Raw genomic sequence first — 13,795 nt, 5'->3', positions numbered from 1 at the left:
CGCCTTTGAGCACCCTCGACAAGAAAAGGGCGAGAACGTGTCGGGTCGTCTACGAGGAGGGCCCTACGCGGTCCGGTTCCACAGGTCCGTCCAGGCCACGCCGAGCTCGCGCACCAGGCGGCGGACGGTCGACAGCGACATCCCGACGACGGTGGACGGATCGCCCTCGACGCGCTCGATGAACGCGCCGCCCAGGCTGTCGACCGTGAACGCGCCCGCCACGTGGAGCGGCTCGCCGCTGGCGACGTAGGCCGCGATCTCGGCGTCGTCCACGTCCGCCGCGAATGTCACGGCGGCCTCGGCGACCGCGTGCGCCTCGACCGGCTCGGCGCCCGGGGCGACCCGGAACACGCTGTGGCCGGAGTGCAGCACCCCGGTGCGTCCGCGCATGTCCCGCCAGCGCGCCGTCGCCGCCTCGGGCGTGTACGGCTTGCCGTGCACGATCCCGTCCAGCTCGAACATCGAGTCGCCGCCGATCACGATCCCGTCGAACCCGGGGCGCTCCGCGGGGACCCGCGCGGCCACGTCGGCCGCCTTGCGACGCGCCAGCAGCAGGACGTGCTCATCCGGCGGCAGGATCCTGCCCTCCCGCGCCTCCGTCTCGGCGATCACCGCCTCCTCGTCGACCGCGGGTGACATCGTCAGAGGCTCGATGCCGGCCTGCCGCAGCAGCATCAGGCGGGCGGGGGACGTCGACGCGAGCAGCACCTGCATGGGGACCAGGGTATGGCGTCCGCGCAGGTGCGCTCTGGGAGGATGGACGGATGCAGAACGGCGACACGATCGACCTCGAGGTGACCGGAGTCGCGCACGGGGGAGTCTTCGTCGCGCGCCATGAGGGCCTGGTGGTGTTCGTCCCCGACGCGCTCCCCGGCGAGCGGGTGCGCGCGCGGGTGACCGACGTGAAGAAGTCGTTCGCGCGCGCGGAGACGCTCGAGGTGCTCGACGCGTCGCCCGACCGCCGCCCGCACATCTGGCCGCAGGCGGACGTCTCGGTCGCCCCCGAGGCGCGGCCCGGCGGCGCCGACTTCGGCCACATCGCCCTGCCCCGGCAGCGGGCTCTCAAGGCGCAGGTGCTGCGCGAGGCGTTCGAGCGCCTCGCGGGCGGCGCGGTCGACGTGGACGTCGTCGGCCCGGAGGCCGTGCTGGGCTCCGACCATCCGGACGCGACGGGCACCGTGGACGGCACGGGCTATCGCACGCGCGTGAGCCTGCACGTCGACGCGGACGGCCGCATCGGTCCGTACGCGGCGCGCAGCCACACCGTCATCCCCGTCGAGTCGCACCCCCTCGCGACGCCCGAGATCGAGGCCGTGGCGCTCGCACTGCGCAAGGCGCCCGAGGGCAGGATCGACCTCGTCCAGCCGGCCGACGGCGGGGTGCGCACCATCCGGCGCCCCGCGAAGGACCGCGCGGCGCGCGGCCGTGGGCGACGCCCGGCCGCACCGCGGGAGACGCGGGCGCCCGAGATCCTCACGGAGCGCGTCGGCGATCGGGAGTTCCAGCTCGACGCCGGCGGGTTCTGGCAGGTCCACCGCGCGGCGGCGGCGACGCTCGACCGGGCGGTGCGCGATGCGCTGGGCGAGGTCACGAGCGACGCCTGGCACCTCGACCTCTACGGCGGGGTGGGCCTGTTCGCCGCCGCGCTGGGCGAGCTGGCCGGGGGAGCGCGGCTCACGACGGTCGAGTCCGAGCCGCGGGCCACGATGCACGCCGAGCAGAACCTGGCCGATCTCGGTGCGGAGGCGGTCACGGCGCGTGTGGACCGCTTCCTCGCCCGCCTGGTCGGGCAGGCGAGCCTGTTCGACCGCGAGATGCTCACGCGCGGCGTGACCCTCCTCGACCCGCCGCGTGCGGGCGCCGGACGCGAGGTCGTCGAGGCGATCTCGGACCTCGGCCCGTCGCGCGTGGCGTACGTCGCGTGCGACCCGGTGGCGCTCGCGCGCGACGTGGGCTACTTCCGCGGCTCCGGCTACGAGCTGCAGTCGCTGCGGGCGTTCGACCTGTTCCCGCACTCGCACCACGTCGAGGCCGTGGCGATCCTCGCCCGCTGATCCGGGCGGATCCCCGTGATCCGGAATATCATCGGGCCGTGACCCGCGTTCTCGCGACCCCGCAGCTCTGGTACCGGTGCCTGCTCATCGGGCTGTCGGTCTTCGGGTTCATGACCGGGTCGCACGGGTCCGCGTTCCTCACGACCGTGACCAACGCGATCCTGCTCGGCTACCTGGTCGTGGGCGTGTGGACGATGCTGGACCGCGGCACGACCGACCTCCCCGCGCCGCGCCTGCGGGGCGCGATCACGACCTGGATGGTGTTCGTCGGCATCATCGCGCACGCCATGCTGTCGCACTGGGCGAACCCGTTCGACCAGGTGCTGGATCCGGATCCGGCCGTGGCGCTCGAGGGCGTGGCGATCCTGCTCTCGCATTACGTCATGCCGATCGGCTTCCTGCTCGACTGGCTCGCGTTCGGGCCGAGGGGGCGCACCCGATGGACCGACGTGGCGTGGTGGCCGCTGTACCCCCTCGCGTACGGGCTGCTCACGATCCTGCGGGCGGTCGTCTTCCCGCACGTGGACGACCGCATCCCGTATCCGTTCATGGAGCCCGGGATCGGCGGCTGGCTCGGGGTCGCAGTCTCGCTGCTGCCGATGATCGTCGCGGTCGCGCTGCTGGCCGCGCTGGTCATCGGCTACGACCGGGCCGTCGCGAGGCTCGCGGCCGCGCCCCGCGAGACCGCGCCGGCGCTCACCGGTCAGTGAGCCCCGTCCGCGCCGCGCGGCCGCCGCGCCCCGCCGCGGACAGCGCCGTCCGCGCCGATAGGCTCTCCCCATGACGCGCGTGGCCCTCATCGACGATCACGAGTCCGTGCGCCTCGGGCTCGTCGCGGCCCTCGAGCGGGACGGCATGGAGGTCGTCTTCGCGGGCGCCGGCGTGAACGAGTACTGCACGTGGCGCGCCGCCACCGGCGCGGGGCCGGCGGACGTCGTGCTGCTGGACCTCACGCTCGGCGACGGGACCACGGTCACCGAGAACGTGACGCGGCTGGCCGGCGAGTCCGCCGTGATCATCCACTCCGTCGCCGATCGCCCCGCCGCCGTGCGCGAGGCGCTCGCCGCGGGCGCCGTGGGCGTCGTGAGCAAGGCGTCGCCCCTGGACGACGTGCTCGGGGCCGTGCGCACCGCCGCGCGCGGCGAACCCCTCAACAACGTCGAGTGGGCCAGCGCGGTCGAGGGCGACCGGGAGTTCGCCGACGCGCAGCTGTCCACGCGCGAGCGCGAGGTGCTGCGCCTGTACGCCGCGGGCCTGCCGCTCAAGATCGTCGCCAGCCGGCTCGGGATCGCGTACTCGACCGCCAAGGAGAACGTGAACCGCGTGCGGATGAAGTACATCGAGGTCGGCCGCCCGGCGCCCACCAAGGTCGACCTGCTGCGCCGCGCCATGGAGGACGGCATCGTCGACGCGTCCGCGGAGGACTGACCGCGTGACCGCCCAGGGGCTGCTCCGCGAGGCCTGGGGCCGGCTACCCGCAGCGGGCCTCGGCGTCGCCTCCGCCGGAAGCTACACGGCGACCCGCATGGAGCGGATCATCCAGATCCTGGTCGCGGTCGGCTGCCTCGGCGTCGGCGGCCAGGCGTTCGTGGTGTCGCTCGACCTGCACGGGATCGGCCCGGCGCACGACGTGCTCCACATGGTGGTCTTCGTCGCGCTCGCCGCCATGATCGTGTGCTGCCTGGCCGGGTATCGCGCGCGCACCGCGTCGGCCGTGTTCGCGATCGTCTACCCGATCGCCCTCGTGTTCTGGCCCATCGCCACGACGGGAACCCCGCCCGACCCCGGCGCGCAGCCCTGGACGTTCTTCCTCATCAACCTCGCGACCGTCGGGGCGGTCGTCGCCTTCCCGCTCGCGTGGCAGTACGCCTGGGCGGTCGGGATGTCGCTCCTGTACGCCTTGATCCGGCTGATCCGCGGCGGCTCCGAGCCCGAGTTCTGGGTCAGCACGGGGTACGACGTGTCGGTCGCGCTCATCCAGGGCGGGGTCTTCGTCACCGTCGCGTGGGTGCTGCGCAGCCTCGCGGGCGGAGTCGACGCCGCCCGCGCCCAGGCCGTGCTGGCGTACGCGCGCGCGGCCTCCGCCGACGCGGCCGAGCAGGAGCGGGTCGCCGTCGCGGCCCTGATGCACGACAGCGTGCTCGCCGCGCTGATCGCGGCCGAGCGCGCCCGCACCGACCGCGAGCGGCAGCTCGCCGTGTCCATGGCGCGGGAAGCCCTGACGCGCCTCGCGAACGCCGAGAGCGACGACCCCGAGGGCAGCGACGAGCCGGTCTCACGCTCGGCGATCGCCTCCGACATCGAGCGCTCCGCCGCCGACATGGGGGTGCAGCTCGCGGTCGAGCGCGAGGACGACGACCAGGACGCCGTGGTGCCCGGCCGGGTGGCGCGCGCCGTCGTGCTGGCCGCGACCCAGGCGGTCGCCAACGCCGTCCAGCACGCCGACGGCGTCGGCCTCGCCGTGCGCGTCGAGCCCGCCGGCCGGGGAGTGCGGGTCGAGGTGTCCGACACCGGCCCCGGCGTGGATGTCGCCTCGATCCCGGCAGACCGCCTCGGCATCCGCGCGTCGATCTTCGCCCGCATGGCCGCGGCCGGCGGTGACGCCACGATCGTCTCGGGCGCCCGCGGCACCACCGTGGCGCTGACCTGGACCGGGGAGAAGGCGCTGTGAGAAGCGTCCGACGCGTGCTCGAGGTCATCGCGCTCGCCTTCACGGCGTACTTCGCCGTGCGCGGCCTCGTCCGCCCCGAGGGCGGCGATCTCGGGGTGGCGCTCGCGGCGGTCGGCCTCTACGTGGCGATCACGCTGCTGGTGCTCCTGGCCGTCGACCGCGACCACCAGCCGCCCGTCGACCCCGACGACGACGCCCCGCGGGCCGGACGGCCGCTGCCGTGGTGGGCGGCGCTGATCGCGCTCGCGGGCGCCGCCATCATCCCGCTCCTGGTGACGGCCGCCACCGACGAGGCGCAGCGCACCGCGTCGCACGCGACCTGGTATCTGGGCGCCGTCGGGGCCGTCATGACGATCGTGTGCGTCCGCCATCGTCCGATCTCCGCCTGGATCGGCATCGCGATCCTGACGATCGAGTCCTCGGCGGCGATCGGGCTCCCGGCCGCGATGTCGCTGGGACTCGTGGGGTCCGTCGTCTGGGTCACGCTCGCGCAGCTGCTGATGATCTTCACGGATCGCGCGTACCGCGACACAGCGCGCCTCGCGGCGCTGCAGCAGGCCACGTCGGCCTGGCAGGCGACGCAGGCCGTCCGGCGCCTGGAGCGCAGACGCCGGGTGCAGTACGCCCTGGCGGTGGCAGGGCCCATCCTGTCGCGCGTGATCGAGACGGGTGGGGATCTCACCGACGACGAGCGCACGGATGCCCGCCTGGCCGAGGGGCGGCTGCGCGACGAGCTGCGCGGCGCGCGGCTGCTCGACGACGACGTGCGCGAGGCGATCGCCGCCGCGCGGCTGCGGGGCGCGACGGTGACCGTCTTCGACGAGGGCGGCCTCGACGACCTGACCGACGCGGAGCTCGAGGAGGTGCGCGGCGAGCTGGCCCGCACGCTCGAGGGCACCGACGCCGCCCGCATCATCATCCGGTCGGCGCCGGACCCGCAGGTGGCGCTGACGATCGTCGGCCGCTCGGCCGGCGGCGACGGCCTCAGCGACGAGGACGACGTGCTGCTCTGGCGCGAGGTCCCGCGCCCCACGCGCTGACGCCCCCAGGCTCGAGCTCCGCGAGTCAGTACAAAGAAAGGTGGGGGAGGCGATGCCTCCCCCACCGGGTCGCGGATCGGTTACCCGAAAACCGTCCGCATCAGGGGCCGATTCCCGTGCGCCTACCCTGGAGCGGACGGTCGGCCTAACGCTAACGCTCAAGCGTTTCCACACTCAGTATCCGTGGGACGCGAGAGCCCTGTATGTAGGTACTTTGGGGGACATCCGTCCCCCTTGTCCCCGATGGGGATCAGCGGGCGAAGCGACCCCACGGGATGTCCCGGCGCAGGGGCTCGCGGAAGCGGCGCTGCGTGCGCTCCCAGGCCGAGACGCGCGGCTCCTCGGCGACGGCCTCCTCAGTCTCGCGCGTGTACTCCTCGCCGACCACGGCGAGCAGCGCCGCCAGCTCCTCCTCGGTCGGCGCGCCGCGCACGACCTCGACGCGGGGCGCGGGGTGCTGCGCGCCCGGCTCTGCGCTCGTCGCGTCCATCAGAGGGGGATGTTCCCGTGCTTCTTGGGCGGCAGCTCCGCGCGCTTGCCGCGCAGGGCGCGCAGCGCCTTCGCGATCGCCACTCGGGTCGCCGACGGCTCGATGATGCCGTCCAGCTCGCCGCGCTCGGCCGCCAGGAACGGCGAGGCCACGTTGTAGGTGTACTCGTTCGCCAGGCGCGTGCGCACGGCGGCGACGTCCTCGCCCGCCTCCTCAGCCCGCTTCAGCTCGCCGCGGTACAGGATGTTGACCGCGCCCTGGCCGCCCATGACGGCGATCTCCGCGGTCGGCCACGCGAGGTTGACGTCGGCGCCGAGCTGCTTGGAGCCCATCACGATGTACGCGCCGCCGTAGGCCTTGCGCAGGATCACGGTCACGAGCGGCACGGTGGCCTCGGCGTACGCGTAGAGCAGCTTCGCGCCGCGGCGGATCACGCCGGTCCACTCCTGATCGGTTCCCGGCAGGTAGCCCGGCACGTCGACCAGCGTGACGATCGGCACCGAGAAGGCGTCGCAGAAGCGCACGAACCGCGAGGCCTTCTCGCCGGCCTCGATGTTGAGCGTGCCGGCCATCTGCTTCGGCTGGTTCGCGATGATGCCGACCGTCCGGCCCTCCACGCGTCCGAATCCGATCACGATGTTGGGCGCGAACAGCGGCTGCACCTCGAGGAAGTCGCCGTTGTCGACCAGGTGGCCGATCACGTCGTGGATGTCGTAGGGCTGGTTCGGGGAGTCGGGGATGACCGTGTCCAGCGTGCGGTCCGGATCCGTGGTCTCCCACTCGAACGGCGTCTCGTAGACGGGCAGCTCGGCCATGTTGTTGTCGGGAAGGAATCCGAGCAGCGTGCGCGCGTAGTCGAGCGCGTCGTCCTCGTCCTCGGCCAGGTAGTGGGCCACACCTGAGCGCGTGTTGTGCGTGTACGCGCCGCCGAGCTCCTCCATCCCGACGTCCTCGCCCGTGACGGTCTTGATCACGTCGGGGCCGGTGACGAACATCTGGCTGGTCTTGTCGACCATGATCACGAAGTCGGTCAGCGCGGGGGAGTACACGGCGCCGCCCGCGGCCGGGCCCATGATGATCGAGATCTGGGGGATGACGCCCGAGGCGGCGGTGTTCAGGCGGAAGATCTCGCCGTACTTGCCGAGCGCGACGACGCCCTCCTGGATGCGCGCGCCGCCCGAGTCGAGGATGCCGATGATGGGCATCCCACCGCGGAGCGCGAACTCCATGATCTTGATGATCTTCTCGCCGGCCACCTCGCCGAGCGAGCCGCCGAAGGTCGTGAAGTCCTGCGCGTACACGGCGACGGTGCGGCCGTGGATCGTGCCCACGCCCGTGATCACCGAGTCGCCGTACGGGCGCGACCTGTCCATGCCGAACGCCGTCGTGCGGTGGCGCACGTACTCGTCGAGCTCGACGAAGCTGCCGGGGTCGACGAGGAGCTCGATGCGCTCGCGCGCCGTCATCTTGCCCTTGGCGTGCTGCTTCTCGCGGGCCTTCTCCTCGGCCGCCACGACGGCCTCGTGGTAGCGGGCGCGCAGGTCGGCGATCTTGCCGGCGGTGGTCGACAGGTCGGGTTCGGTCACGCGTTCCACCCTATCCGCGGACCCCGGCCCAGCCTTGGCGGCCGCGCACAACGACCCGGAGGAACCTGTGTGGTGTGTCGCCATCCGGGGCGACGGCGCCGCCTCCGGCGCGGCACAAGGAGGACTGCGCGAGGCCAGGATGATCTGCCGCCATCCGTCCTCGTCTCGTGGACTTCTCCTTGTGCGGTGACGGGGTCAGAGGTGCAGACCCTGGGCCATCGCGGACCGGATCTGGGCCTCGACGTCCGGCCAGTGGTGCATCACGTCGGCGTAGGTGAACCGCAGGACCGTGTAGCCCCGCAGCCGGAGCAGACGGTCGTGGGCGAGGTCGGCCGTGCGCGTCGCGGCGTCGGAGTGGAAGGCGAAGCCGTCGACCTGGATCACGAGATGGTCGCCGATCAGCGCGTCCACATCGCGGCCGTACAGGTGCACCTGCTGGCGACAGGGGATGCCGGCCGCTCGGCACTGCCGGACCAGGTACGACTCGGTGCCCGCATCCGAGTGGGCCCCGACGTCGGCGGCGACACGGCGAGCCGCGGTGGTCGTCCAGCGGATGCGTCGAATCGCGTCGACGGTGATCAGCCCCTTGCGGATGGCGGACTCCCAGATCGCGAAGGTCTCGAGCTCGGTGAGGCAGGACGCGGTGTGATGCAGTACGTTCTCGATCGGGTCCACCAGCAGGCCCGCCGCCGGAGCGGGGCCGGTCGACCAGTGGGCGATGCCGCGCGGGGTGAGATCCGCGTTCCGCGGGACCGCGATGTGGGGTCGCGGATCCCGCCGGGGGATCCAGAGGCCGATGCGCTCCGCCTCGGCGACGCACGTCAGGCGGCCGCCGACACGTGCCGCCTCGCGCACTCCAGGTGGTGCGGAAGGCAGGAGCAGCCACTGCCGGCGCACGAGGGGAAGCCCTGCCTCGAGCGCCGCCTGGCGCAGCTTCCGGGGATGCCATCCCGCGGCGATGAGCGCCCGCCGGCTCGCCCAGCCGCCGCGCGCCGCGAGCTCCCGCACCAGGTCCATGGGCCGAGCCTGGCGTGGGCGAGGCGCCGTCGGGGCGGCCACCGCGTCGATCGGGAGAAGGCGGCCCGTGAGGGCGGACGGTGGACGAGCGGTCGGCCGTCGCACGGGACAAGGAGGAATGCGTGAGACCAGGAAGCCGGCCGCCCGATCATCCTTGTGCGGCGGAGGAGTCCTTGTCCGGCGTGACCTTAGGCTTCCGGCATGGAGTTCGAGCGGGCGCGGGACGTCGCCGGGGCATGGCGGCAGGTGGAGTCGACCGGGTCGACCAACGCGGATCTGGTGGCCGCGGCCGCCGATGCGTCGCTGCCGCACCTGTCGGTGCTGCTCACGCGCGACCAGCGCGCCGGGCGCGGCCGCCTGGACCGCGTGTGGCAGGCGCCGGCGGGCTCCGCGCTCGCCGTGTCCGTGTTGGTGCGCGTGCCCGAGGTGCCGCCCGCCGCGCGCGGATGGATTCCGCTCGCCGCGGGCGCCGCGATGGCCCACGCGGTCGCGGCGCAGCTGCCGGGCCGCGGAGTCGGGGTGAAGTGGCCCAACGACGTGCTGGTCGACGGACGCAAGATCTGCGGCATCCTCGCGGAGGGCACCGGCGATCCGGATGCGGTCGTGATCGGGTCCGGCGTGAACACGGCGATGGCCGCGGAGGACCTGCCGGTGCCGACCGCGACGTCCTTCGCCGCGCTCGGGGAGTCCTGCGACGAGGACGCGCTCGTGACCGACTACCTCGCGGAGCTCGACCGGCTGCTCGGCGCGCTCGCCGCGTCGGGCGCCCCCGGCGTGCACGGCGTGGTCGCGGAGCGCTGCGTGACGATCGGACGCGAGGTCGCGGTGTCCCTGCCGGACGGCTCGACGCTGCGGGGCCGAGCCCGCGCGCTCGACGCGGAGGGCCGCCTCCTGGTCGGCGACCGTGCCGTGTCGGCGGGCGACGTCGTGCACGCCCGCGCCGTCGGCTGAGCCCCCCGGCGCGCCCGGCGGGCCGTGTCGGTCCCCGTGGGCACAATGGAGGGGTGAGCCAGCCGACCCCGGGTTCGCGTCCCGTGACGCCGCCCCCCGGCGCGCCCGCGCCCGAGCTGGTCATCGCGACGCTTCGCGGTCACGCCGGCAGCCTGGCGTGGTCGGCCGCGCTCCTCATCGCGGTCGCGGGAGCCGTCGGCTTCCTGTACGGCAACCTCCCGGCGCCCTTCGAGGACTGGATGCTTCTGGCGGCGGCGGGCGCGCTCGTGCTGCTCGGCGTTGTCCTGCCGTTCGCGGTCTGGCTGTCGCGCACCTACACGATCACCACTCGGCGGGTGATCAGCCGGAACGGCATGCTCTCCCGCTCGCGCGTCGAGATGTCGCACGCGCGGGGCTACACCGTCGCCACGCACCGCAGCGTCCTGCAGCGCATGCGCGGAACCGGCACCCTCACGCTGTCGGACGGCGTCGAGGGGCAGCTGGTCATGAAGGACGTGCCTGGCGCCGTTCTCATCGGAGAGGTCCTCGCCGACCAGGTCGAGATGAACCAGATCCTCGCGCACCGGGACAGCCTTCTTTAGAACGGGCGCTTTCTTTTCAGAAGTGAATGCTGTGGACGCGGGGCCGACGGGGCGACGAACGGGGTTGTGCGGGATGCGCGAAGATGGAGCCTGACCAACTTGGAGGATCTATGGGTATGCGAGTCGGCGTGATCGGCGGGGGACAGCTGGCGCGGATGATGATCGCGCCCGCGGTCGAGCTGGGCGTCGAGCTGCGGGTCCTCGCGGAGGGCGACGGGATGGCCGCATCGCTCGCGGCGACCTCCGTCGGCGACTACCGCGACGTCGACACCGTGCTGGAGTTCGCGAAGGACGTCGACGTCATCACGTTCGACCACGAGCACGTGCCGCAGCCCGTGCTGCGCGCGCTCGTCGACGCGGGCGTCGCGGTGCACCCCGGTCCGGATGCGCTGCAGTTCGCGCAGGACAAGCTCGTGATGCGCCGTCGGCTGGCCGAGCTCGGCGCGCCCCAGCCCGACTGGGCGGCGGTCGAGGGCGAGGACGAGCTGCAGGCCTTCCTCGACGACCACGGCGGTCGCGCGGTCGTGAAGACTCCGCGCGGCGGCTACGACGGCAAGGGCGTGCGCGTGGTGTCCGACGCCGCGGCCGCCGCGGACTGGTTCGAGGCCGTCGAGGGGCCGCTGCTGGTCGAGGAGCTGGTGCCGTTCACACGCGAGCTCGCGCAGCAAGTCGCCCGGCGTCCCGGCGGCGAGGTCGTCGCGTACGCCGTGGTCGAGACCGTGCAGCGCGACGGCGTGTGCGCCGAGGTCATCGCGCCCGCGCCCCGCGCGAGCGAGAAGCTGATGGAGGTGGCCGCCCGCATCGGCGTGACCATCGCCGAGGGCCTCGGCGTGACCGGCATGCTCGCGGTCGAGCTGTTCGAGACCCCGGACGAGCGCATCCTCGTCAACGAGCTCGCGATGCGGCCGCACAACAGCGGCCACTGGACGCAGGACGGCTCCGTGACGAGCCAGTTCGAGCAGCACCTGCGCGCCGTCCTCGACCTGCCGCTCGGCGCGACGGATCCGCTCGCCGACTGGGCCGTGATGGTGAACATCCTCGGCGGCCCGAAGGACGCCGGGCTCACCGACCGGTTCGCGGCCGCGATGTCCCAGCACCCGACGGCGAAGATCCACACGTACGGCAAGGACCCGCGTCCCGGCCGGAAGGTCGGCCACGTCAACACGCTGGGCGACGACCTGGACGACGTCGCGTACGAGGCCCGCGCGGCCGCGGACTTCTTCGCCTGATCGGGCGCGCCCGCCCGGCGACTCGAGCGAAACGATCGCGGATGCCGCCATTCCGGGGCGAAACCCGGTGGTTTCCCGGGTCGCATCCGGGAACGTCCAGGCTCTCGTCCTAGCCTGGGGCGCGTGCTGAATTCGTCTGACGCCCCGCTGATCGGCGTCGTCATGGGATCCGACTCCGACTGGCGCGTGATGGTCGACGCCTCCGCCGCCCTCACCGAGTTCGGCATCCCGCACGAGGTCGAGGTCGTCTCGGCCCACCGCACGCCCGACAAGCTGATGCGCTACGCCCGCGAGGCGCGCGGACGCGGCTTGCGCGCCATCATCGCCGGCGCCGGCGGCGCCGCCCACCTTCCGGGCATGCTCGCGTCCATGACGCCGCTGCCCGTGATCGGCGTGCCCGTCCAGCTCAAGACCCTCGACGGACTGGACTCGCTGCTGTCGATCGTGCAGATGCCCGCCGGGATCCCCGTCGCGACGGTGTCGATCAACGGTGCGCGCAACGCCGGTCTGCTCGCGGCGCGCATCCTGGGGGCCGCAGACCCCGGCATCGCGGATCGCATCGAGGAGTTCGCCCGCGACCTCGAGCGCCAGGTCGAGGAGAAGAACGCCCGGCTGAAGGACTCGCTGTGATCTTGCGGGCCACGAGCGGACCGGTGCGGTGACGGCAGCCGCCACGCGATCCCGCGGGGTCGCGCATCACGCGCGCCCCGCGATGGGCGGTGCGCTCATCGAGAAGCGTCCGCTGCGGCGCCCCGACCTCGCGGACGAGGGGATGATGACCCGCCGCGGCTGGTGGCTCGTCGTGCTGGGCTGGCTCATCCCCGGATCCGCGCAGGCGCTCGCGGGCAGTCGCCGGCTCGGACGCTTCGGCCTGGGCGCCACGCTCTGGGCGTGGGCGATCGCGCTCCTGTTCCTGCTCGGGATGCTGCTGTGGCGGGACGCCGTCGTGTGGCTGCTGACCTCGGTGCGCGTCGGGCCCGTGAACGTGAGCGGCGTGATCCTCACGGTCGCGCAGGTGCTGATCGCCGCCTACGGCGTGCTCTGGATCGTGCTCGGCATCGACACCCTGCGCCTCGTGCGCCTCGTGCGGACACGCACGCCCGCGCGCTACGGGATCGCGCTGCTGTCGGTCGTCCTGATGGTGCTCTCCGGCGGGACGGCGGCCTACGGGGCGGGGACGGTCGGCGCGGCGCGCGACGCGATCGGCTCGGTGTTCGGCCTGGGCGGGCCCACCGTGCCGCCCAGCGAGGGGTACTACAACATCCTGCTGCTCGGAGCCGACAGCGGCGAGGGCCGCGACTCGATGCGGTTCGACAGCATCTCGGTCGTCTCCATCCACGCCGAGACCGGCGCCACGACCATCACGGGCATCCCGCGCGACCTCCCGCACTTCCCGTTCAGCCCCGGTCCCATGCAGGACCTGTATCCGTACGGGCACGAGGGGCATGCGGACCCGGAGTGCGGCTGGGGCTCGGGCATCAACCAGCTGCGCACCGAGGTCGAGCTCTGCCGCGACGGCGCGGCCCTCTATCCGGAGGCGGCCGCACACGGCTCGTCGCCGGGCGTCGAGGCGACCAAGGACGCCGCCGAGGGCATCCTCGGCATCGAGATCCCGTACTACGTCTTCATCGACATGCACGGCTTCGCGGATCTGGTCGACGCCCTCGGAGGCGTCGAGATCGAGGTCACGCAGCGCCTGCCCAAGGGCGGCGGGCCCGCCTACGAGGGCCAGCCGGCCGAGGAGTGGGCGATCGGCTGGATCGAGCCGGGCGTGCAGCGCATGGACGGCGACACCGCGCAGTGGTACGCCCGCTCGCGCTACACGACCAGCGACTGGGACCGCATGAAGCGCCAGCGCCAGCTGCAGGAGGCGATCCTCGCGCAGTTCACCCCCGAGGTCGTGCTGACGCGCTTCCAGGCGGTCGCGCAGGCGGGCCAGAACCTGGTCGAGACGGACCTGCCGCAGTCGATGCTGTCGTACTTCGTGGACCTCGGGCTGAAGGCGAAGGAGCAGCCGGTCACCACGGTGGAGCTGGCGCCGCCGACCGTGCCCGACCCCGAGAATCCCGACTACCCGGCGATCCGCGAGCTGATCGCGGCGACGCTGCACCCCGTGGAGGAGACCGAGACCCCCGCGCCGTAGGTCGGTCTGCCCAGGCTTCCTCCCGGGCGGGCT

Annotated in this window: 14 protein-coding genes; 10 read left to right on the top strand and 4 right to left on the bottom strand. The window is 73.1% G+C overall.

Annotation, left to right across the window (positions count from 1 at the left end; all coding sequences use genetic code 11):
* Window positions 1–63: 63 nt before the first annotated feature.
* Window positions 64–714: a Maf family protein gene (locus tag ACYVGN_RS09760; RefSeq protein WP_055990344.1), complete on the bottom strand. Its 651-nt coding sequence runs from the start codon at window positions 712–714 to the stop codon at window positions 64–66.
* Between the two features lie 50 nt (window positions 715–764).
* Here ACYVGN_RS09760 and ACYVGN_RS09755 point away from each other — a divergent pair, with 50 nt between their 5' ends.
* From ACYVGN_RS09755 to ACYVGN_RS09735, 5 genes are all read left to right on the top strand, one after another.
* Complete coding sequence (locus ACYVGN_RS09755; protein WP_460790433.1) at window positions 765–2,054, top strand: class I SAM-dependent RNA methyltransferase; 1,290 nt, start codon at window positions 765–767, stop codon at window positions 2,052–2,054.
* A 38-nt stretch (window positions 2,055–2,092) separates the two neighbouring features.
* Window positions 2,093–2,764, top strand: a complete 672-nt coding sequence (locus ACYVGN_RS09750) for a Pr6Pr family membrane protein (RefSeq protein ID WP_460790431.1) — start codon at window positions 2,093–2,095, stop codon at window positions 2,762–2,764.
* Window positions 2,765–2,834: 70 nt separating this feature from the next.
* Entirely contained in the window at window positions 2,835–3,482 is a 648-nt protein-coding gene (locus ACYVGN_RS09745) for a response regulator transcription factor (protein WP_134746737.1), read from the top strand.
* A gap of 4 nt (window positions 3,483–3,486) precedes the next feature.
* Window positions 3,487–4,725, top strand: coding sequence for a sensor histidine kinase (locus tag ACYVGN_RS09740; RefSeq protein WP_460790429.1), 1,239 nt, complete (start codon window positions 3,487–3,489; stop codon window positions 4,723–4,725).
* Window positions 4,722–5,765: a hypothetical protein gene (locus tag ACYVGN_RS09735; RefSeq protein ID WP_460790427.1), complete on the top strand. Its 1,044-nt coding sequence runs from the start codon at window positions 4,722–4,724 to the stop codon at window positions 5,763–5,765. Before ACYVGN_RS09740 ends, ACYVGN_RS09735 begins: the two co-directional genes overlap by 4 nt.
* A 250-nt stretch (window positions 5,766–6,015) precedes the next feature.
* On the opposite strand, the gene ACYVGN_RS09730 is transcribed toward ACYVGN_RS09735, so the two are convergent.
* From ACYVGN_RS09730 to ACYVGN_RS09720, 3 genes are all read right to left on the bottom strand, one after another.
* The gene (locus ACYVGN_RS09730; protein ID WP_460790426.1) at window positions 6,016–6,255 is read right to left on the bottom strand and encodes an acyl-CoA carboxylase subunit epsilon; all 240 of its coding nucleotides are present in this window, start codon (window positions 6,253–6,255) and stop codon (window positions 6,016–6,018) included.
* Complete coding sequence (locus tag ACYVGN_RS09725) at window positions 6,255–7,850, bottom strand: acyl-CoA carboxylase subunit beta (RefSeq protein WP_055990330.1); 1,596 nt, start codon at window positions 7,848–7,850, stop codon at window positions 6,255–6,257. The genes ACYVGN_RS09730 and ACYVGN_RS09725 overlap by 1 nt, the downstream gene beginning before the upstream one ends.
* A gap of 186 nt (window positions 7,851–8,036) precedes the next feature.
* On the bottom strand, window positions 8,037–8,858 hold the full coding sequence (locus ACYVGN_RS09720; protein ID WP_460790424.1) for an endonuclease domain-containing protein: 822 nt from the start codon (window positions 8,856–8,858) through the stop codon (window positions 8,037–8,039).
* Between the two features lie 201 nt (window positions 8,859–9,059).
* On the opposite strand from ACYVGN_RS09720, the gene ACYVGN_RS09715 reads away from it, so the two are divergent.
* The 5 genes from ACYVGN_RS09715 (at window position 9,060) to ACYVGN_RS09695 (ending at window position 13,762) form a co-directional block, all read left to right on the top strand.
* On the top strand, window positions 9,060–9,809 hold the full coding sequence (locus ACYVGN_RS09715) for a biotin--[acetyl-CoA-carboxylase] ligase (protein WP_460790422.1): 750 nt from the start codon (window positions 9,060–9,062) through the stop codon (window positions 9,807–9,809).
* A gap of 53 nt (window positions 9,810–9,862) precedes the next feature.
* A complete protein-coding gene (locus tag ACYVGN_RS09710) occupies window positions 9,863–10,390 on the top strand; it encodes a PH domain-containing protein (protein WP_460790420.1) in 528 nt (175 codons plus the stop codon).
* 110 nt (window positions 10,391–10,500) lie between these two features.
* Complete coding sequence (locus ACYVGN_RS09705) at window positions 10,501–11,619, top strand: 5-(carboxyamino)imidazole ribonucleotide synthase (protein ID WP_460790418.1); 1,119 nt, start codon at window positions 10,501–10,503, stop codon at window positions 11,617–11,619.
* A gap of 162 nt (window positions 11,620–11,781) precedes the next feature.
* The gene (gene purE, locus ACYVGN_RS09700) at window positions 11,782–12,249 is read left to right on the top strand and encodes a 5-(carboxyamino)imidazole ribonucleotide mutase (RefSeq protein WP_460790458.1); all 468 of its coding nucleotides are present in this window, start codon (window positions 11,782–11,784) and stop codon (window positions 12,247–12,249) included.
* Between the two features lie 82 nt (window positions 12,250–12,331).
* Window positions 12,332–13,762: an LCP family protein gene (locus ACYVGN_RS09695; RefSeq protein WP_460790456.1), complete on the top strand. Its 1,431-nt coding sequence runs from the start codon at window positions 12,332–12,334 to the stop codon at window positions 13,760–13,762.
* Window positions 13,763–13,795 lie beyond the last annotated feature (33 nt).

Source organism: Microbacterium lacusdiani, assembly GCF_054779895.1.
Note: the sequence above shows the minus strand (reverse complement) of the source record. Positions and strands in the feature narration are given on the sequence as shown.